Here is a 21,141-nt window from a genome sequence, read left to right as displayed (position 1 = left end):
TATATAAAAACCTTTTTCCATAATTGATAACATTTATATAACTAATCATAAAATAGAAAAAACCTATTTTGATTCACTCTATTTCCTAATTTTGTTATATCTTGAAAAAAAGTAAAAAATGAAACTATATTCTATTGAAACCGGAAATTTTAAACTTGATGGAGGTGCTATGTTTGGTGTTGTGCCAAAAACCATTTGGAATAAAACCAATCCAGCAGATGAAAATAATTTAATTGATATTGCTGCGCGTTGTTTATTAATTGAAGATGGTGATAAATTAATTTTGATTGACACCGGAATGGGAAACAAGCAATCCGAAAAGTTTTATGGGTATTACACGCTTTGGGGAACCCATTCTATGGATAAATCATTGGCTAAATTTGGCTTTCATCGCGATGATATTACGGATGTTTTTTTGACGCATTTGCATTTTGATCATTGCGGCGGAAGCATACAGTGGAACAAGGATAAAACGGGCTACGAACCGGCATTTAAAAACGCGAAGTTCTGGAGTAATGACAGCCACTGGGAGTGGGCTACAAAACCAAATGCAAGGGAAAAAGCATCCTTTTTATCAGAGAATATTTTGCCGATGCAGGAAAGCGGCCAGTTGCATTTTATCAAAAGACCGGAAGGCGATTTTCTTGAAAAATCAGAACTGGGTTTTGGTATTTTCTTTGCCGATGGTCATACCGAAAAGCAAATGATTCCTCAAATTCAATATCAGGATAAAACCATTGTTTTTTGCGCGGATTTATTGGCAACAGCCGGTCACGTTCCTATTCCCTATGTAATGGGTTATGATACGAGACCTTTATTGACAATGCCAGAAAAAGCAAAATTTCTAAATGCAGCTGCTGATAATAATCACTATTTGTTTTTGGAACACGATGCTCACAACGAAATTATAACCGTAGAGAAAACCGAAAAAGGCGTTCGATTAAAAGAGCGATTTACCTGTGATGCCATTCTTTAAAATTGTGTTAAACCTAAATATTTTTGTAACAAAATAATTTATTTTAGACAAATATTTAAAATTTAATATAACAATCAATGAATAGCATTAAACCAATTTATTTGTCTGCATTTGCACTATTAGTTCTGGCAGGATGCGGCGTTTCAAAACAAGTTTCAAGTTCTAATGCGGGACTTATTGCCATCAGCGCACCTTTAAACGTTAAAAAAGCTGCCCCCATAAATGAAACCGACATGAAACGTTGGAGTCATTTAGATATCGTAAAAGATACCATTCCGGGAATGAGTGTAGATAAAGCGTATGCCGAATTATTGAAAAATAAAAATGGGGTAAAAGTTATCGTGGGAATTGTAGATTCAGGAGTAGATATCGAACATCAAGATTTAAAATCAGTGGTTTGGACCAACAAAAAAGAAATTGCAGGAAACGGAATTGATGATGACAAAAACGGATATATCGATGATATTCACGGTTGGAACTTCCTTGGAGATATCACCAAAGAGAATTTGGAATACGAAAGAATCATTAAGAATAAGAATCTAGTTGACGAAGTAACGTATCAAGCGGCAAAAGCGTGAAATGATAAAAAAATTGCTGATGCTACAACAGGGAAAGCTCGTACGGAACAAATGATTGCAACCTTAAATGAAAGTGATGCTACTTTGGTAAAACATTTTGGAAAGCCAATTTACACAATTGATGAGGTAAAAGCAATTGTTTCACAAGAGCCAGAAATGCAAAAAAGCAAAACTGCGATGCAACAAATGCTTTCTTATAATTTACCTATTGTTGACCTGAAAGTTGCCGTACAAAAACAATTGGATGGTTTTAATGCGCTTCTAAACGGAGATAACTTAAAAACTGATTATAGAAAAGTTTTGGGTGATAATCCGGAAGATATAACCGACACAAAATACGGAAACAACAATGTTATGGGACCAGACAAGAATGAAATTCTTCATGGAACACACGTTGCCGGAATTGTCGCTCAAACTAGAAATAACACATTAGGTGGAGACGGAATAGCGAACAATGTTGAAATCTTAACTGTTCGGGCTGTACCAGACGGAGATGAGTATGATAAAGATATAGCACTTGGAATACGTTATGCAGTTGATAATGGTGCCAAAGTAATCAACGGAAGTTTTGGAAAAAGCTTTTCACCACATAAACAATGGGTTTATGATGCTATCAAATACGCTGAGAAAAAAGATGTGTTAATTGTTCATGCAGCCGGTAATGACGCAAAAGATATCGATATTGAAAATAATTTTCCTAACGATTCTGATGATAAAAAAACGGAGTTTGCTGATAATGTAATTACCATTGGAGCATTAAACTTTGAATACGGAAATAAAGTCGTTGCACGATTTTCTAATATCGGAAAAGTTAATGTAGACGTTTTTGCACCAGGAGTAAAAATTTATGCTACAACACCAAATGATACTTACAAATACCTTCAAGGTACATCGATGGCTTCGCCAAATGTTGCCGGCGTTGCAGCATTAATTCGTTCGTATTATCCAAAATTATCTGCAAAACAAGTAAAACATATTTTGATGGATTCAGGTGTAGCAATTACAATAGATGTGATTGTTGGAGGAAAACCTGTTGACACACGTTCTTTTACTACTTTGTCTAAATCAGGAAAAATAGTAAATGCTTACAATGCTTTACTGATGGCAGAGAAAATGTCGAAATAATTGTTACAAATTTTTATAAATGGAAGGGCAATTTTTTCCTTCCATTTATATTTTAACCAATTTGTAAAACGCTTTCATTTATTTTTTTACATTCGTCAAATCTTAACAGAGTGTTAATCCATCTGTATTCTGTTGTAAAAAGACATAATTTAGGCGCCACATTTAATTTAAAAATTTATAAATGAATACGATTAAACCAATATATTTTTCTGCCATTGCTTTTTTTGCATTAGCGGCATGTAGCGCTCAAAAACAAGTTTCTAAAACCACTGCGCCCATAACAGTAAGTTCTCCTTTAATTATTAAGAAAGTTGCCCCTATAAGTGATGTTGATTTAAAACGCTGGAGTCATTTAGATTTAGCGAAAGATACGATTCCCGGAATGAGCGTTGATAAAGCATATTCCGAATTGTTAAAAAATAAAAAAGGAGTGAAAGTTATTGTAGGAATTGTGGATTCAGGGGTTGATATTGATCATGAAGATTTAAAATCAGTGATTTGGACCAATGCCAAAGAAATTGCAGGTAACGGAATTGACGATGATAAAAATGGTTTTATCGATGATATTCACGGTTGGAATTTCCTTGGTGATTCAGGATTTGAAAATTTAGAGATGACCCGTATTCTGAAAAAAGCAGATGATGGTTCAGTGACGTATAAAAATGCTAAAGCGGATTATGAAAAGAAGTACAAAGAAGCATTGGAAGGAAAACAGCAAGTAGATTTTCTTTTGAATACCAATAAAACAATTCAAACGTATTTAAAGAAAGACGACTACACACTTGAAGAATTGAAAGCAATTGTCACTACTGATGAAGTTTTGAATAAAAGTAAAATGATTATGACTCGCGTTATTGGGCAGTCAGGCCCAAGATTCACCGCTGACATTGAAGAATACAGAAAGTACATTTACGACCAATTAAATTACAATTTAAATAAAGAATTTAATGGCAGAAAATCAGTTGGTGATAATCCGGATGATATAAACGATACGAAATACGGTAACAATATAGTTTACGGGCCAGATAAGGAAGAAGCCTCGCACGGAACCCATGTTGCAGGAATTATTGCTCAGGTTAGAAATAACAGTATTGGCGGTGACGGAATTGCTAACAATGTTGAAATCATGGCCGTAAGAGCTGTTCCTAATGGTGACGAATACGATAAAGACATTGCTTTGGCGATTCGTTATGCGGTAGATAACGGAGCAAAAGTCATCAATGGAAGTTTTGGGAAAAGCTATTCTCCACACAAGCAATGGGTTTTTGACGCTATAAAATACGCGGAGAAGAAAGATGTTTTATTCGTACACGCATCAGGAAATGATGGGAATGATATTGATTTAGAAAAAAACATCAATTTTCCAAATGATTCTGAAGACAACAAAATCGAGTTTGCCAGTAATGTTCTTACGGTTGGAGCGTTAAATAATGTTTATGGACCGACTGTAGTGGCACCATTTTCTAATTATGGCACCATCAATGTAGATGTGTATGCTCCGGGAATGGAAATATACGCTTCGGTTCCAAATAATAAATATAAATACGAACAGGGAACTTCAATGGCGTCACCAAATGCGGCCGGAGTTGCAGCATTGGTTCGTTCGTATTATCCTAAATTATCAGCGAAGCAAGTGAAACAAATCCTTATGGATTCTGGAACACCATTGCCAGCATCAGTAGAATTAGGAGAAAATAATGATAAAAAATCAGCAGCCGATACTTCAAAATCAGGAAAAATGATCAATGCTTATAATGCGCTGATTCTTGCAGATGCATTATCTAAAAATATTTAAAATAATAAATTTACTAATCCAGTGGAAGGACAGCTGTTCTTCCATTTTTTATTACAAAAATGATGAGAAAACTTTTTTTACTATCTTTTTTTACACTTAATTTTTGCGCTGCATCGGCCCAAAGCACTGGGTATTGGCAACAACATGTTGATTATAAAATGGACGTGACTATGAACGTCAAAAATTACCAATACAAAGGAAAGCAGGAATTGGTCTACACCAATAATTCCACCGATACATTGAAAAAAGTATTTTATCATTTGTATCCAAATGCGTTCCAACCCGGAAGTGAGATGGATGCCAGAATCCAGACGATTAAAGATCCGGACGCCAGAATGGTCAACAAAATAAAAGTGGATGGCAAAGACGTAAAAGAAAGCCGAATCAAAAATTTGAAGCCTAACGAAATTGGGTTTTTGAATATCACTAATTTCAAACAAGATGGAGTTGTTGCTGCTGCAAAAGCGGTAGGAACGATTCTCGAAGTTACGCTGGCAAAGCCAATATTACCCAACTCAAAAACTACTTTCACTTTAGATTTTGACGGCCAGGTTCCAGTACAAATCCGTCGTTCGGGAAGAAACAATGTAGAAGGAGTTGAATTATCAATGTCACAATGGTATCCAAAAATCGCCGAATTTGATTTCGAAGGCTGGCATGCGGATCCTTATATCGCGAGAGAATTTCATGGTGTTTGGGGAAATTTTGACGTTAATATTACCATTGATAAGGAATATACTTTAGGTGGTTCCGGTTATTTGCAAAACCAAAATGAAATTGGGAAAGGATATCAAGATCCAGGAGTTACGGTGGTTTATCCAAAGAAAACGAAAACATTGACTTGGCATTTTATAGCGCCAATGGTACATGATTTTACTTGGGCTGCCGATAAAAATTACATGCATGATGTGGTAAAAGGACCTAATAGTGTTGATTTGCATTTCTTGTATAAAAACAATCCAAAGACTGCAGAAAACTGGAAAAAGCTAGAGCCTTTGATGGTTAATGTGATGGATTTTTACAATAAGAAAATCGGGGATTATCCGTACAAGCAATACTCCTTTATTCAAGGTGGTGATGGCGGAATGGAATATGCCATGTGTACTTTGATGCTAGGAAATGGAACTTTGGACGGAATTTTAGGAACTGCAACGCATGAGTTAGGGCATTCTTGGTTTCAACATATTTTAGCTTCAAATGAATCAAAACATCCTTGGATGGATGAAGGATTCACTACGTATGTAGAAGATTTTGTGCTGAACGAAATGGCAGTTAAAAAGGAAGAAAATCCTTTTAAAGGGAATTATGCCGCCTATTATAAGTTAGTAGAATCCGGGAAAGAGCAACCGCAAACTACACATGGCGATCGTTACGATGAAAACAGACCTTATAGTATTTCGTCCTACGTAAAAGGAAGTATTTTCTTATCGCAATTAGGGTACATGATTGGACAGGATAACTTAGCCAAAACGATAAAGAGATATTACCACGATTTCAAGTTCAAACATCCTACGCCAAATGACATCAAAAGAACGGCTGAAAGAGTTTCTGGAGCAAATTTAGATTGGTATCTTTTAGATTGGACTGAAACGGCAAACACGATAGACTACGGAATCAGAGATGTAAAAGATAATGGGGATAAAACGATTGTTACACTAGAAAGAATAGGCAGAATGCCAATGCCAATCGATTTGACTGTTGAATATACGGATGGAACAACAGAAAGTTTTTACGTTCCGTTGCGCATGATGAGTTTCGAAAAAGAAAATCCTAATTTGGCTGTAAAAAGAACGGTTCTGAATGATTGGGCTTGGGCGCATCCTACGTATGAATTTGCTATTTCTAAACCTAAAACAACGATTAAGAAGATCACCATTGACCCAAGTGGATTAATGGCCGATGTGAAACAAGCCAATAACGTTTACGAAATAAAGTAAGGTGCGATTAAACATAAAAAAAAGTCTAGTTGTGAAACTAGACTTTTTTTGTGCTTATTTTTTTGGAAACTATTTCAAATGCTCTAACATATCCACCGTCATACTTTCCAAATCAAATTTATGTTTCCAGTTCCAATCTTTTCTGGCGTCTGCATCATCGATACTCGCGGGCCAGCTGTTCGCTATTTTTTGAAGGATATCAAAACTTTGATAGATGCTAAGAAAATTAATATTTTACTGTTTCTAAAGCGTTTTCTTTTTTTAGATCGTCATTTGAAATTGCTTCAACAGGAAGGTTGCTTTTTTCTGTCTTTTTAAACGGAAACATTTTTCTGTAACTCAACACCCTCCACAACCATTCAACAGGACCATAGTTGTATTTAGAAAGCCACCATTTGCTTATAAATAGCTGAATTATGAATACTGAAATGGCTAAAGAAAAATAAAACCAATAAGGCATACTATTGGATATATTCAAACCAATGCCCGAAAAAATAAATGCAGCAAGTATATTTTGCGCCATATAATTCGTTAAGGTCATTTTTCCGGAAACTCTGAAATAATTGAAAATTGTTTTTAGTTTATTGTTGCAATACAATAGGCAAATTCCAGTTGCGATAAAAAGCATCGTGCTTAGGATTAGCCAGTAAAAAGGGTTGAAATAGGCAAAAAAAGTAAGTTTGTTTGTCATTGCAATTTTTAAAAAAACACCTAAAGACAGCGCAGAAAACAGACTTATAAAAAGCGTGGTCTTTAATTGTTTTTTCAATTCGGGTAAACGATTAAAAAAATCAATTTTTTGAGCATAAAATCCTAAAAGCATACAGGCAAACATCACGATATGTGCTGTAACTGCATATCCCAGAACAATCATTTGTTCATAATAACTAGCTAATAAATTAAATTTAAAAAAATCCAGCCAGTTACCAGAGTGATACAATTTTAGGAACTCAGGACTAGTAGAAATTTCAGGATAAACCCTATGTATATTGTTGATGAAGGCAGCAATAAATGGAACCATTAAAAAAAGAATTGAGCAAATTATAAGTATTGTTTTTGCTGAACTTTTATAAAAGAGCAGTAGTATAAGGCCCAAAAAGGCATAATCTTTCAAAATATCACCCAACCAAAAAGCAGAGTCAATAAATGCAAACATAAAAAGCAAAATCATTCTCCAAGAAAAGAAGTAAACAGGATTTTTGCCTTTACTGGCCACATTGTTTATGAGAACAGCAAAACCATAGCCAAACAAAATTGTCAATAATGTCCACGATTTTGCAGAGAAAAAGATTTCATTTATAGCCCCAAGAATAGGAGATAAACTACTGTTGTCATTTGCAGAAGTAGGTAATCCAATATGGAAAAAATCTGAATAATTACCAAGGACAACCCCTAACAGCGCCCAGCCTCTTAGGATATCGACAATAGCAGTTCTCTTATTTTCTTCAATTGGCTGAAAGGAATTTGACATATAATTACTTTTGATTTAAGTCTAAGTTTTATGAATTCGAATCAAAAGTAAGAAAAATAACAATAAATAATTTTTTAAATTCTAGTTTTATTAGGCCTCAAATATTGACTTTTTGAAAGAGGTTAAAGTGAATGGTTGTACTTTTATCAGTATAGCAATAACATTAAGAAGTACTATTCTATAAACGAAAAATGTCTGATTTTAAAATCGGGTTCATCACCTTAATTTTAAAATCAGACATTTTAAGTCAAATACAAAAGTCTATTTCAAATGCTCCAACATATCCACGGTCATACTTTCCAAATCAAATTTGTGTTTCCAGTTCCAATCTTTTCTGGCTTCAGCATCATCGATGCTCGCTGGCCAGCTGTCGGCTATTTTTATTTTTTTGAAATATCACTAAAAGTGGGTATTTTATTAATAATTTATTTTCTATATTTTTTGAAAAACTTATTTATAAAAGTAACTTAAATCAAATACTTATGAGTATACGATTATCGCGCCCTGCTCTTTTGTGTTTCTTATTGCTACTCATAGTTTCCTGTTCTAAAGACGAGGATTTACAAATCAATACAATCGCCACAATTGCAAATCAATTAAAAAATGACTTGAAATTGAATCAATTCAAAAACAAAAACATTGCAGAGAATATATTTGTAAATTGGCATGATGTAAAAAAAATTGAAAAAGATGGTTTTGAAATTTTTGAAATTGAAGTTAGCGAAAATAAACCCAGCAAAATTGAATCTAATCTATTTCAAAGTGAATTAAAATATGAATTAATTGCAATTAAAAAAGACAATAAAGTTTATTCCTATCTAATTGAGGTTTATTCAAAAAAAAATCGTGAATTATTCACTAATTCTTTACAAAAATTAAAAAATTTTACAGGAACATTAAATATTTATGAATTAGGAGGTGAGAAAATTGACCAACTTGTTGTTTTTGATGGAGATTGTAAAAATCCGTCAAAAAAGGAATATTTAAAACCCTTGAATGAAGCAATTAATTTGTTTTATAATCCAAATAAAATAACTAGTAGATTACCTGAATGTAATCAAGTTATGACGGTTCTAGTGAAAGAAGAAGTATATATTGACCATTTCAGTGTTTGGACAAGTACTTCAGGTTCATATATTGGCACTTATTTAAATTCCTCCACTTTAGTTAGTACAAGTTATTATTACGCAAGTTATCCATATGATTGTGGTTCTAACGGAGATTCTAGCACTATAGTTTATAGAACACCAAGTTATGAACATAATTCTGAAGGAATTCCCCTGAGTGAAGATGAATTTAAAGCAAAAATTAATTCCGCTACTCCCGATGGTTGGGATTTTGAATTTATTACAAATCAAAATACAGTGACGGCTAAAGCTACATTTCTTTTTCTTCCATGGGCAGGTGTCAAAATTATGGTTGATCAAAATGCAGCTAACATATTTACGATTCAAAATGTTACTAGTGACACGTTTGGTTTAACTTTAGGTTACTCATGGACTCAAAACACATATAATCAAAGTACGGTTGGAAATATAACAACAGTAAATGTCTATGGGACTTTAAATTATACTATGTTTGCACAGGGTATTGGCAATGTTTATTCAAGCCCAATTATATTTCAAATAAAAATTAACAATACAAACGGACATATCATCTCAGGAATAAGACTACCTTAAAATAAAATTATGGAAACAACTTTCAAAGATTACGACGTTACTTTATTTATTTTTCAAATTATAAATATTGTTGTTTTATTATTTGTGATTTATTTACTTTATAAAGTATATAAATACCTTAAAAATCGTCCTTAAAACAATAATTGATAAAAAAACGTTTTGGTTCAACCAAAACGTTTTTTTATCAATTGATTTTAATGAAATTCATAGTTACGGATGTATTTTAAAGGAGTTAACTCAAATGCTCTAACATATCCACGGTCATACTTTCCAAATCAAATTTATGTTTCCAGTTCCAATCTTTTCTGGCTTCAGCATCATCGATGCTCGCTGGCCAGCTGTCGGCTATTTTTTGACGGAAGTCAGGTTCGTAAGAAATAGTAAAATCAGGAATGTGTTTTTTGATTTCAGCAGCAATTTCTGTCGGAGTAAAACTCATTGCGGCGAGATTATAAGCAGAACGAATTTTTATTTGTTCGGCTGGCGCTTGCATAATTTGTATCGTTGCGGCAATGGCATCGTCCATATACATCATTGGCATTTTTGTTTCTGAGGATAAAAAACATTCGTATTTTCCGTCACTTAAAGCCTTGTAATAAATATCTACCGCATAATCTGTCGTTCCGCCGCCCGGAGGCGATGACCAGCTGACTAATCCAGGATAACGTACACTGCGAACATCTACACCAAATATATTATGGTAATATTCGCACCATCTTTCGCCAGCTTGTTTACTGATTCCGTAAACCGTTGAAGGTTCCATGATGGTATATTGTGGGGTATTTTCTTTCGGTGTTGTAGGGCCAAAAACAGCAATGCTGGAAGGCCAGAATATCTTTTTTATTTTTTTGGCTTTCGCCAAATTCAAAACGTGAAACAATGAATTCATATTCAAATCCCAGGCAAAAGCAGGGTTTTTCTCGGCTGTTGCCGATAATAAGGCGGCCATTAAATAAATTTCATCAATTTGATGAACTTCGACAAGATGCTCAATCTGATTAAAATCTAATGCATTCACTACTTCAAAAGGACCTGAATTTACCACGTCAATATTCAGTTTTCGGATGTCAGAAGCAATTACATTATCGATTCCATATATCTTTCTTAGTTTATGGGTAAGCTCCGTTCCAATTTGTCCGCAAGCGCCTATAATCAATATTTTAGTACTCATTTTGTCTGTTTTAGAAATTCAAAGATAACGTTTTCGTAAATAACATAATTTTGGATAAAAATAGTATCAAATTCTTAAAATGATATTCATAATCGTAATTAAATTATTAATATTTATAATTTAAAACATGAAAAAATCATCTGAAATAGTAGATTGTTATTTGAAAAGCGCAAATGAGATATAAATTAAATTCAAAGCTTTTTTGAGAGATGCAAATCTCCAGTAGTTTACTAAGTTATTCCTAATTTGGTAATTCATTATTGTGAATTTACTTTGTAACTTTGTCCTTTAATGTATTCACTTATGAAATATAAATTATCATGCTTCTTTTTTCTGATTTTCATTTTGTCTGCGTGCAAAAATGACAATCAAAAACGATTAGCAGAAAATGAAAAACAGGCTAAAAAAAACGAACTCATTTTTTCAAATATAAACAAAGGCTGGGTTTTTTATGACACGCCTATTAATTCAACGTCTGAGGCTACAGTAGCCAGCTGGAACGAATTGCGAATATTTTTTGCGGAATTAGTCGTTAAACCTAAAAAAACAATCGGAGCGTTTCAAAAAAAATCAAAAGCATTGTCGAAAAAAGTAATGGCTTTAAATGAAAATATTCCTTCACAGTTCAACAAACCTCAGATAAAAAGTAGGGTTTCCACTTTAATTACCAAGGTTAGATTGTTGGATTTATTCCTTAATCTGGATAAAATTCCGGATCAAAAAGTAATTGTTTTGGTTTCAGAAATCAATGCGGAGCTCGTTTCCTTGCAAAGACAAATGGACAAAATTGTAGAAAAAAGTAAAATTCCTGTCGAAGAAGGAGAATCGGAATTAATGAAAATGATGGATACTTCCAGAGCAATTCCGAATACACCAACCGATCCAAATCTACCACGCGTTGAGTAAAAAAGCTTTATATAACACCTACGATGATTCTCCAAAAATGCAACAGATTGTTGTTCGTTTGCGAGAGAATAATCAAGTAAAAATGCATCTTGATGGATTATTGGGATCTGCGATTTCTTTTGTCATTCGTTCTGTTTTCAAGAAAGCAGAACTTCCTTTTTTAATTGTTTTTAATGATAAAGAAGAAGCCGCGTACTATTTGAACGATTTGGAACAAATGATTGGCGACCAGGATGTTTTGTTTTATCCCGGTTCCTACCGTCGTCCGTACCAAATTGAAGAAACCGATAATGCGAGTGTTTTACTTCGCGCCGAAGTCCTGAACAGAATCAATTCCCGCAAAAAACCGGCAGTTATTGTCACCTATCCCGAAGCATTATTCGAGAAAGTGGTAACCCGAAAAGAATTGGATAAAAACACGTTGAAAGTTGCTGTTGGCGACAAGATTTCTATCGATTTTATCAATGAAGTTTTGTTCGAATATGAATTCAAAAGAGTTGATTTTATTACGGAACCGGGAGAATTTTCCGTTCGTGGAGGAATTGTCGATGTTTTTTCGTTTTCGAATGATAATCCGTATCGAATTGAGTTTTTTGGCGACGAAGTCGAAAGTATCCGAAGTTTTGATGTAGCGACGCAATTGTCGATTTTACAGCAAAAGAAAATTACGATAATTCCTAATGTAGAAAATAAATTTTTTCAGGAAAATAGAGAAAGCTTCTTGGATTATATTTCGGAGAAAACGGTCATTTTTATTCAAAACACGGAATATCTTTTATCACAATTAGACAAACAATTTGCGAAGGCCGAAGAAGCTTTTGAAAAATTATCGCAGGAAATAAAACGTTCGACACCGGAACAATTATTCTTGAATCAAGCCGCTTTTATTAAAAGAGCCGTGGATTTTTCGATTGTGGAATTGAGTTCAAAACCTATTTTTAGAACCACCAAAAAATTCGAATACCACATTCAGCCACAACCGTCTTTCAACAAACAGTTTGATTTATTATTGAATAATCTGAATGAAAATCATTTCAATGGTTATAAAAATTATTTGTTTTGTTCCAGTGAAGCCCAAGCCAAGCGATTTCATGATATTTTTGAAACCTTGGATGAAGCGAATTCTGAGAATATAAGGAAACAATATCATACCGTTGTTTTGCCTTTGTACCAAGGATTTATCGACGCGGAAAACCAAATAGCCTGTTACACGGATCATCAAATTTTTGAACGCTACCATAAATTTAATATAAAAAGTGGCTATTCAAAAAAGCAAAACATCACTTTAAAAGAACTGACTACTTTATCCGTTGGGGATTATGTGACGCACATTGACCACGGAATCGGGCGATTTGGAGGATTACAAAAAATACAAGTAGAAGGTAAAACTCAAGAAGCAATCAAACTTGTTTATGCCGATAATGATATTGTATATGTAAGCATTCATTCGCTGCACAAAATTTCAAAATACAACGGAAAAGACGGCACGCCGCCCAAAATTTACAAATTGGGTTCGAATGCCTGGAAGATTTTAAAACAAAAAACCAAGGCACGCGTCAAACATATTGCATTTAATTTGATTCAGTTGTATGCCAAGCGAAGATTGGAAAAAGGATTCCAGTTTGCACCCGACAGTTATTTACAAAATGAACTGGAAAGTTCATTTATTTATGAAGATACACCGGACCAAACCAAATCAACGGCAGAAGTAAAAGCGGATATGGAAAGTGACCGCCCGATGGATCGGTTGGTTTGTGGGGATGTGGGTTTTGGTAAAACCGAAGTGGCTATACGTGCGGCTTTCAAAGCAGTCGACAACAGCAAACAAGTTGCGATATTGGTTCCTACAACAATTTTAGCGTACCAACATTACAGAACTTTTACGGAACGATTGAAAGATATGCCAGTTTCTGTGGGGTATTTAAATCGTTTTAGGACGGCCAAACAAAAAGCGGAAACGCTAAAATTATTGGCCGAAGGAAAACTCGATATTGTGATTGGAACACACCAATTGGTCAATAAAAATGTTGTTTTCAAAGACCTTGGATTGTTGATTGTGGATGAGGAGCAAAAATTTGGTGTCAACGTAAAAGACAAACTCAAAACCATTGCTGCCAATGTGGATACGCTGACATTAACTGCAACGCCAATTCCGAGAACCTTGCAGTTTTCCTTAATGGCAGCGAGAGATTTATCCGTAATAACCACACCGCCACCTAATCGCTATCCTATTGAGACGAATGTCGTTGGTTTTAGTGAAGAGATGATTAGGGATGCAATTTCGTATGAAATTCAGCGCAACGGTCAGGTTTTCTTTATCAATAATCGCATAGAAAATATCAAGGAAGTGGCCGGAATGATTCAGCGTTTGGTCCCAAATGCCAGAGTGGGAATCGGTCACGGACAAATGGAAGGAAGAAAACTCGAAGAGTTGATGTTGGCTTTCATGAACGGAGAATTTGATGTTTTGGTTGCCACCACAATTATCGAAAGCGGACTAGATGTTCCAAACGCGAACACTATTTTTATCAATAATGCGAATAATTTCGGCTTGTCTGATTTGCATCAAATGCGCGGTCGCGTAGGACGTAGCAATAAAAAAGCATTTTGTTATTTTATTTGCCCGCCATATTCAGCCATGACGGATGATGCTAGAAAACGAATTCAGGCATTGGAACAGTTCAGTGAATTGGGAAGTGGTTTTAATATTGCGATGAAAGATTTAGAGATTCGTGGTGCCGGAGATTTATTGGGAGGAGAACAAAGTGGTTTTATCAACGAAATTGGTTTTGATACCTATCAAAAAATCATGAATGAGGCCATCGATGAATTGAAAGAAAATGAATTTAAAGAGTTATATCCAACCGAAAATAACATTGAAACCAAAGAATACGTAAAAGACCTACAAATAGACACTGATTTTGAGTTGTTATTTTCTGATGAGTATATCAATAATGTATCGGAACGTTTAAGTTTGTACAATGAATTAGGCGCAGTGAAAAATGAAGAAGAGCTTATTGTTTTTCAAAATAAATTGATTGACCGTTTTGGTCCTTTGCCTCCACGAGCCAATGCGTTAATGAATAGTATTCGTATTAAATGGATTGCCACTCGTATTGGAATCGAGAAACTAGTGATGAAACAGGGTAAGATGATTGGCTATTTTGTATCGGATCAACAATCGGATTATTACCAATCGAATCGTTTTCAGGATGTTTTGCAGTTTGTGCAAAAACACAGTTCTATTTGTAAAATGAAAGAAAAACAAACGCCAGCTGGTTTGCGATTGCTGTTGACTTTTGACAATGTGAAAAATACCAGAACAGCTTTGGAATTAATGGAGATGTTGGGGAAATAGAAATTGAAATAGCAGTTTTATTATACAAAAAGAGGGATTGATTTACTGAAAATCAATCCCTCTTTTCTTTATCTAAATAGACTTTTCTAATTCTTCAAGTCTTTAATTACTTTAAAAGCAACATCCACTTGGTCTTCACTTACTAGTATGGTAAATTCATTTGAAGTCGAAATCACCTCATTAATTATAATTCCTTCCCAAGCCAATCGCTGAAAAATAAAATAATAAATGCCTGGAACAACGATGTTTTCTTTTGGTAATTTTACTGTTATTGAAGCAAGATTGTCTAGTTTTTGAATTAATTTCTCCGTTGCAAAATGCTTGTCAACTAAATGAGTTACACTATTGCTTACCACAATATTAGTTTCGTTAACACCTCGTGATGAGGTATAAAAAATATCTGGAAAAGAGTTGATATCCGTAATTAAATCAGCTTGTTTATTTAAAACAGTTTCAGATGCTGCAAAAGTAAAGTCGGTCAATGCGGAGCGAACAGTGATTTCTCCAATATTTTTTATTACTTTATTGATTTTATGATTCAGTCTAAAATCTAGTTCTTCGGTTAATCTTTTTAGTGCCATAACGACCGCGCCTTGCTTAACCTCTTTGCCAAATTCACTTTCCAATTCGGTCATTATATTTCTGGATAATGAAGTCAGATTGATAATTCCAAGTGATAAAGCATTAAGTAAGAAAGGCTTAGTTTTGATGTAGTTTTCTACAATAGAAGAAACAGTTTTCATAGTTGTACGGGTTTAGTTTTTTTGGTAAATAGTTGTAGTTAGTAAATAGTTGTGTTAAAAACCAATGCAAATATAATAAAAAAACAATTTGTTACAAATACAACATTAAAAATTTATCATTAAAAATGATAAAAAGCGTCGATAAGGTGCTCAATTACAAAAGATTTACCTTCTTTATGGATGGCAATGATGTCAAAACGGACGTCAATGTCTAAATTTCGTTCGTTTACATAGGCGTTAACTGCTTTTAGTAAAAGTTGAATTTTTTTTGGTTTTACAAAATCTTGTGGTAAACCAAATTCGAGGGACGAACGGGTTTTTACTTCAACAACTGCAAGCGTGTTTTCTTTCTTGGCAAGGATATCGATTTCCGCTTTTTGAAAAGTCCAGTTGGTTTCCAGTATAGTATAACCATCTTTTTTCAGGTATTCAACGGCTAATTCTTCTCCAATTTTTCCAAGTTCGTTATGTTCAGCCATAAGAATAGTATTCAGTGTTCAATCGCAGTTTGAAAACTTCTGCAATCAAGAAAGCTTTTTTGAGATTAGGGAGTTGCAAAAGCAACAGTGCTTAAAGTAGCATTAACATCCATCGTTACTTTGCTGCCTAAAACTAAGGCTCTATTATCCTGAATATGACCGGCAGGGAAATTATACAAAACGGGAATGTTGTATGTTTTTGTCACATCATCTATGATTTCAACAGCATTTTTTCCCCATGGAATATCATTGTCTTTCATTTTTGTCATCGAACCCACAATAATTCCTTTTATGCTTTCCAGACAACCATTGCGTTTTAAGTTCATCATCATGCGGTCAATATGATATAAATATTCGTCTAGATCTTCGATGAATAAAATTTTATCGGTACAATCAATAGCGGATTTTGATCCAAATAAACTGTATAAAATGGATAAATTACCGCCTACTAATTCGCCAGATGCTTTTCCTGATTTATTCATCGCGAATGGGCTAACTTTATACGATAGTGTTTCTCCAAACATAGCAATCCGCAAAGATTCTATAGCTTCCTTAGATGCATGAGGAATGCTTATTGGCATAATTCCGTGAATGGATTTAAAGCCCAAAGTACTCAAATGGTTGTGCAAAACGGTAACGTCGCTAAAACCTATAATCCATTTTGGATTTTGTTTGAATTTGGTAAAATCCAATAAGTCAATCATTCGCACTGTTCCATATCCTCCTTTGACGCACCAAATGGCTTTAATATTCGGATTGTCCAATTGTTGCTGGAAATCGGCAGCGCGCTGTGCATCAGTGCCCGCTAATTGATTATCGTCTAAACCAATTGTATTACCTATAATCACTTCAAGACCCCAACTGTGCAATAAGTCTACAGCGGGTTTCAGATTGTCATCTACATTTTTTCTGGCTGTTGCCAAAATGGCTATTGTGTCTCCTTTTTGTAAAATGGGTGGTGTTATCATTGGGGTATTGTTGGCTTGACAGTTGAAGGCTTGTAAAATAAAAACAAGAAATAGAAATTTATATAAAACAAAATTGCTGTTTATAAAAGTAAATCGGGTCACATGCATTTTTATTTATTTTTTATAAATATATCAAATTCTAAGAAATAGAAGTCTATTAATTACTAAAACAAAGATAAGCAATTAGAAAATAATTAAGACTTCCATCTTAAAATGAAGTATTTTTACAGATAGCCGACCTAAAACGAGCGAATAATTTCAAATAGCACAATTAAAAATTATGAGAATAACATCTTTGATTCTTCTGTTAATTTTATTCTTCTCCGATGCAACTTCAACTGCACAGCAAAAAAATTATATTATTCATACCGTGGCATTTTATAATTTTGAAAATTTATTTGACACTATAAATGATCCAGTTACTAATGATGATGAATGGACACCCACAGGATTGCAGCGTTGGACATCCAAAAAGTACCATCATAAACTTGAAAACTTAGCAAGAGTATTATCTGAAATTGGATCTTCTGAAAATTCGGATTCTCCTACATTTATAGGCGGTTCCGAAATAGAAAACAGGGGTGTTCTGGAAGATTTAATCAAACAACGCAAATTGATTAACAAAGACTACGGAATCATACATTTTGACTCCCCTGATAAAAGAGGAATAGACGTGGCTTTGTTGTATCAAAAGAAACAGTTTCGACCTACAAGTTTTTCTAATATTCCTTTGTATGTATATAGGAATGACACCAAATCAAAGGAAGTTACAAAAATAGAATCGGATGAGAAAACAGATGATGTTTTGCAAGTAAGCTCTCAAAGCCATCGCATTTACACCAGAGATCAGCTTTTGGTAACCGGTTTTTTGGATGGAGAAGAAATCAATATCATTGTTAATCACTGGCCGTCCCGTTCTGGCGGAGAAAAAAAAACTAGTCCTTTTAGAGAAGCTGCTGGAGCTTTAAACAGGAAAATTATCGATTCTATTCAAAGAATTAATCCAAATGCAAAAGTGATTATTCTGGGAGACCTAAATGACGGTCCGTATAATAGGAGTGTTAAAATAGGGCTTGGCGCAAAAGCAAAAAAGGGAGAGGTACTTCCACTAGGAATATACAATCCATTTGAAGAGATGGCCAAAAAAGGCATGGGGACAATTGCTTTTCGGGATGCTTGGGATATTTTTGATCAAATAATGGTTTCAGAATCGCTGTTAAAATTGGATAAATCTTCCTTTTCTTATTGGAAAGCTGGAATTTATAACAAAGCTTTTTTAATTCAAACCAGCGGACAATACAAAGGATATCCTTTGAGGCATTCATCGACTGAAATAGGATTCAGTGATCATTTTCCAGTCTATATTTATTTAATCAAAGAAAAAAAATGATTCTGTTGAGATGCACTACGGTATATCTCTACCTATTTTTTATTTCATAACTTTACATTTAAAATTATAAAACATGGCAATAGCAAAACCTTTCAACCTAAATAAATGGGTAGACGAAAACCGTCATCTTCTTAAACCACCGGTAGGAAACAAAAATTTATATACAGAATCAGGGGATTATATCGTCATGATTGTTGCCGGTCCTAATGCCCGAAAAGACTATCATTATAACGAAACCGAAGAATTGTTTTACCAACTCGAAGGTTCTATAAAAGTAATTGTACAAGAAGATGGCCAGCGAAAAGAAATGTACCTTCACGCTGGGGACATGTACCTTCATCCCGCTAAAGTGCCACATTCTCCGGTTCGTTCACAAGGTTCAATAGGTTTGGTAATCGAGCGAAAACGTGCCGGACAAGGTTATACGGACGGTTTATTGTGGTTTTGCGATAAATGCAACTATAAATTACACGAAGTTTATTTTGAACTTCATGATATCGAAAAAGATTTTCTGCCTCATTTTGAACATTTTTACAATTCAGAGAAATTACGAAGTTGCGAAAATTGCGGAACCGTAATGGAAGCTGATCCTAAATTTGTAACCAAAAAATAATATTTAGGAGCTATTCCTGCTTTACGTTACAATCCCGTGACTTCGGAACTCACGAAAAAGTAAACATTTAATATAGCTGCAAGAGCTTCCTTTGGTCGCTTTGTAGCTATATTAAATGTAAGCCAACATGACTCTGGGCTTTCCGCTTCCATCGAGGATCAAACAGGAGATGTACTAAAAAACTTTTGGTTACCCTGCAGAGATGTTTATGAAATCCTGCAAAAAATAAAAAATTGTATTCAATAGTTATTTTTTAAGGTTTATATAATATCTTTACAAAAAAATATAACAAATTTCATTAAAAAAGTTACAATGATAACAATGACAGATCAATTTGGAATGAAAGAAGCATTGGCGCAATTAGGTGTAAAAGCCATAAACGAAGGAACTTCAACAGGTGTAAACCATTTTTCAAACGGAGAAATTCTTGAAAGTCATTCGCCAGTGGACGGACAATTAATCGCATCAGTAAAAACAACTACTCCTGCCGATTACGAAAAGGTAATGCAAACCGCTACCGAAGCTTTTAAAACATTCAGATTGATGCCAGCACCACAACGTGGTGAAATCGTGCGTCAGTTTGGAGATAAATTACGTAAAAACAAAGAAGCTTTAGGCAAATTGGTTTCCTACGAAATGGGAAAATCTTTGCAGGAAGGATACGGAGAAGTTCAGGAAATGATTGATATCTGTGATTTTGCAGTAGGCCTTTCCCGTCAATTACATGGATTAACGATGCATTCAGAACGTCCAGGACATAGAATGTATGAGCAATATCACCCGTTGGGAATTGTTGGAATTATTTCAGCATTCAACTTTCCAGTGGCAGTTTGGGCGTGGAATACAGCATTAGCTTGGATTTGTGGAGATGTTTGCGTTTGGAAACCTTCTGAAAAAACACCACTTTGTGGAATTGCCTGTCAAAACATAATTGCCGAAGTAATCAAAGAAAATAATCTTCCAGAAGGAATTTCTTGTCTAATCAACGGTGATTATAAAGTAGGAGAAATGTTGACTAACGATAGACGTGTACCATTGATTTCTGCTACAGGATCAACTCGTATGGGGAAAATAGTTGCGCAAGCAGTTGCAGGACGTTTGGGAAGATCGTTATTGGAATTAGGCGGAAACAATGCAATCATTGTGACTCCGGATGCTGATATTAAAATGACTGTTATCGGAGCCGTTTTTGGTGCCGTAGGAACAGCAGGACAACGTTGTACTTCAACGCGTCGTTTGATTATTCACGAAAGTATTTATGATAAAGTAAAAGATGCAGTTGTATCCGCTTACGGACAATTACGTATTGGAAATCCATTGGACGAAAATAACCATGTTGGACCGCTAATTGATACTCATGCTGTTGATATGTATAATAATGCGTTGACAAAAGTCATTGCCGAAGGTGGAAAAATCCTTGTTGAAGGTGGCGTTCTTTATGGTGAAGGGTACGAAAGTGGTTGTTATGTAAAACCTGCTATTGCGGAAGCGGATAACTCATTCGAAATAGTACAACACGAAACTTTTGCGCCTGTTTTATATTTAATAAAATATTCAGGTACTGTTGAAAATGCTGTTGATGTTCAAAACGGAGTGGCTCAAGGATTATCTTCAGCTATTATGACTAACAATTTAAGAGAAGCAGAACATTTCTTATCTGTTGTAGGTTCTGACTGTGGAATTGCAAACGTGAACATTGGAACTTCTGGAGCTGAGATTGGTGGTGCTTTTGGTGGAGAAAAAGAAACTGGAGGAGGAAGAGAATCCGGTTCTGATGCTTGGAAAATCTACATGAGAAGACAAACCAATACAATCAATTATACGACGAGTTTGCCATTGGCACAAGGAATCAAATTTGATTTGTAAATACTAATAAGCATAATTAAAAAGGCAATTTAAATTTCTAAATTGCCTTTTTTTAGTTGTAAAAGATTCTATTGAGAATAGTTCTG

At 34.5% G+C, this 21,141-nt stretch carries 14 protein-coding genes and 1 pseudogene; 10 read left to right on the top strand and 5 right to left on the bottom strand.

The window, feature by feature from the left end; genetic code table 11:
- Positions 1–118: 118 nt before the first annotated feature.
- The 4 genes and pseudogenes from ACFX5D_RS10010 (at position 119) to ACFX5D_RS09995 (ending at position 6,411) form a co-directional block, all read left to right on the top strand.
- Positions 119–976, top strand: a complete 858-nt coding sequence (locus ACFX5D_RS10010) for an MBL fold metallo-hydrolase (RefSeq protein ID WP_379858053.1) — start codon at positions 119–121, stop codon at positions 974–976.
- Positions 977–1,053: 77 nt separating this feature from the next.
- Positions 1,054–2,679, top strand: a pseudogene (locus ACFX5D_RS10005) (S8 family peptidase).
- Positions 2,680–2,860: 181 nt separating this feature from the next.
- The gene (locus tag ACFX5D_RS10000; protein ID WP_379858052.1) at positions 2,861–4,474 is read left to right on the top strand and encodes a S8 family peptidase; all 1,614 of its coding nucleotides are present in this window, start codon (positions 2,861–2,863) and stop codon (positions 4,472–4,474) included.
- Positions 4,475–4,536: 62 nt separating this feature from the next.
- Entirely contained in the window at positions 4,537–6,411 is a 1,875-nt protein-coding gene (locus tag ACFX5D_RS09995; RefSeq protein ID WP_379858143.1) for a M1 family metallopeptidase, read from the top strand.
- 226 nt (positions 6,412–6,637) lie between these two features.
- On the opposite strand, the gene ACFX5D_RS09990 is transcribed toward ACFX5D_RS09995, so the two are convergent.
- Positions 6,638–7,882 carry a DUF418 domain-containing protein gene (locus ACFX5D_RS09990; RefSeq protein WP_379858051.1) on the bottom strand — a complete coding sequence of 415 codons (1,245 nt, stop codon included), beginning with the start codon at positions 7,880–7,882 and terminating at the stop codon, positions 6,638–6,640.
- 614 nt (positions 7,883–8,496) lie between these two features.
- On the opposite strand from ACFX5D_RS09990, the gene ACFX5D_RS09985 reads away from it, so the two are divergent.
- Positions 8,497–9,561, top strand: coding sequence for a hypothetical protein (locus tag ACFX5D_RS09985; protein WP_379858050.1), 1,065 nt, complete (start codon positions 8,497–8,499; stop codon positions 9,559–9,561).
- Between the two features lie 232 nt (positions 9,562–9,793).
- Here the strand turns inward: ACFX5D_RS09985 and ACFX5D_RS09980 are convergent, their stop codons facing one another.
- A complete protein-coding gene (locus ACFX5D_RS09980) occupies positions 9,794–10,732 on the bottom strand; it encodes an L-threonine 3-dehydrogenase (RefSeq protein WP_379858049.1) in 939 nt (312 codons plus the stop codon).
- 303 nt (positions 10,733–11,035) lie between these two features.
- Here ACFX5D_RS09980 and ACFX5D_RS09975 point away from each other — a divergent pair, with 303 nt between their 5' ends.
- Entirely contained in the window at positions 11,036–11,638 is a 603-nt protein-coding gene (locus ACFX5D_RS09975) for a hypothetical protein (protein WP_379858048.1), read from the top strand.
- A gap of 37 nt (positions 11,639–11,675) precedes the next feature.
- Positions 11,676–14,996, top strand: a complete 3,321-nt coding sequence (gene mfd, locus ACFX5D_RS09970; RefSeq protein ID WP_379858142.1) for a transcription-repair coupling factor — start codon at positions 11,676–11,678, stop codon at positions 14,994–14,996.
- 86 nt (positions 14,997–15,082) lie between these two features.
- Here mfd and ACFX5D_RS09965 read toward each other — a convergent pair whose 3' ends face one another.
- From ACFX5D_RS09965 to ACFX5D_RS09955, 3 genes are all read right to left on the bottom strand, one after another.
- On the bottom strand, positions 15,083–15,739 hold the full coding sequence (locus ACFX5D_RS09965) for an aspartate kinase (protein WP_073209221.1): 657 nt from the start codon (positions 15,737–15,739) through the stop codon (positions 15,083–15,085).
- Positions 15,740–15,858: 119 nt separating this feature from the next.
- Positions 15,859–16,218, bottom strand: coding sequence for a YraN family protein (locus tag ACFX5D_RS09960; protein ID WP_379848757.1), 360 nt, complete (start codon positions 16,216–16,218; stop codon positions 15,859–15,861).
- 65 nt (positions 16,219–16,283) lie between these two features.
- On the bottom strand, positions 16,284–17,186 hold the full coding sequence (locus ACFX5D_RS09955; protein WP_379858047.1) for a S66 peptidase family protein: 903 nt from the start codon (positions 17,184–17,186) through the stop codon (positions 16,284–16,286).
- A 280-nt stretch (positions 17,187–17,466) separates the two neighbouring features.
- Here ACFX5D_RS09955 and ACFX5D_RS09950 point away from each other — a divergent pair, with 280 nt between their 5' ends.
- From ACFX5D_RS09950 to amaB, 3 genes are all read left to right on the top strand, one after another.
- Positions 17,467–18,576 (top strand): endonuclease/exonuclease/phosphatase family protein, encoded by a 1,110-nt coding sequence (locus ACFX5D_RS09950; protein ID WP_379858046.1) that lies wholly within the window; start codon positions 17,467–17,469, stop codon positions 18,574–18,576.
- A 73-nt stretch (positions 18,577–18,649) separates the two neighbouring features.
- Positions 18,650–19,189, top strand: coding sequence for a 3-hydroxyanthranilate 3,4-dioxygenase (locus tag ACFX5D_RS09945; protein ID WP_379858045.1), 540 nt, complete (start codon positions 18,650–18,652; stop codon positions 19,187–19,189).
- 312 nt (positions 19,190–19,501) lie between these two features.
- Positions 19,502–21,055, top strand: a complete 1,554-nt coding sequence (gene amaB / locus ACFX5D_RS09940; RefSeq protein ID WP_379858044.1) for an L-piperidine-6-carboxylate dehydrogenase — start codon at positions 19,502–19,504, stop codon at positions 21,053–21,055.
- Positions 21,056–21,141: the final 86 nt, after the last annotated feature.

Source organism: Flavobacterium fructosi (assembly GCF_042787335.1).
GTDB lineage: Bacteria > Bacteroidota > Bacteroidia > Flavobacteriales > Flavobacteriaceae > Flavobacterium > Flavobacterium fructosi.
Note: the sequence above shows the minus strand (reverse complement) of the source record. Positions and strands in the feature narration are given on the sequence as shown.

Coding starts and splice junctions, on each gene's coding strand:
- ACFX5D_RS10010 (WP_379858053.1), top strand. CDS start 119: ATGAAACTATATTCTATTGAAACCGGAAATTTTAAACTTGATGGAGGT.
- ACFX5D_RS10000 (WP_379858052.1), top strand. CDS start 2,861: ATGAATACGATTAAACCAATATATTTTTCTGCCATTGCTTTTTTTGCA.
- ACFX5D_RS09995 (WP_379858143.1), top strand. CDS start 4,537: ATGAGAAAACTTTTTTTACTATCTTTTTTTACACTTAATTTTTGCGCT.
- ACFX5D_RS09990 (WP_379858051.1), bottom strand. CDS start 7,882: ATGTCAAATTCCTTTCAGCCAATTGAAGAAAATAAGAGAACTGCTATT.
- ACFX5D_RS09980 (WP_379858049.1), bottom strand. CDS start 10,732: ATGAGTACTAAAATATTGATTATAGGCGCTTGCGGACAAATTGGAACG.
- ACFX5D_RS09975 (WP_379858048.1), top strand. CDS start 11,036: ATGAAATATAAATTATCATGCTTCTTTTTTCTGATTTTCATTTTGTCT.
- mfd (WP_379858142.1), top strand. CDS start 11,676: ATGCAACAGATTGTTGTTCGTTTGCGAGAGAATAATCAAGTAAAAATG.
- ACFX5D_RS09965 (WP_073209221.1), bottom strand. CDS start 15,739: ATGAAAACTGTTTCTTCTATTGTAGAAAACTACATCAAAACTAAGCCT.
- ACFX5D_RS09960 (WP_379848757.1), bottom strand. CDS start 16,218: ATGGCTGAACATAACGAACTTGGAAAAATTGGAGAAGAATTAGCCGTT.
- ACFX5D_RS09955 (WP_379858047.1), bottom strand. CDS start 17,186: ATGATAACACCACCCATTTTACAAAAAGGAGACACAATAGCCATTTTG.
- ACFX5D_RS09950 (WP_379858046.1), top strand. CDS start 17,467: ATGAGAATAACATCTTTGATTCTTCTGTTAATTTTATTCTTCTCCGAT.
- ACFX5D_RS09945 (WP_379858045.1), top strand. CDS start 18,650: ATGGCAATAGCAAAACCTTTCAACCTAAATAAATGGGTAGACGAAAAC.
- amaB (WP_379858044.1), top strand. CDS start 19,502: ATGATAACAATGACAGATCAATTTGGAATGAAAGAAGCATTGGCGCAA.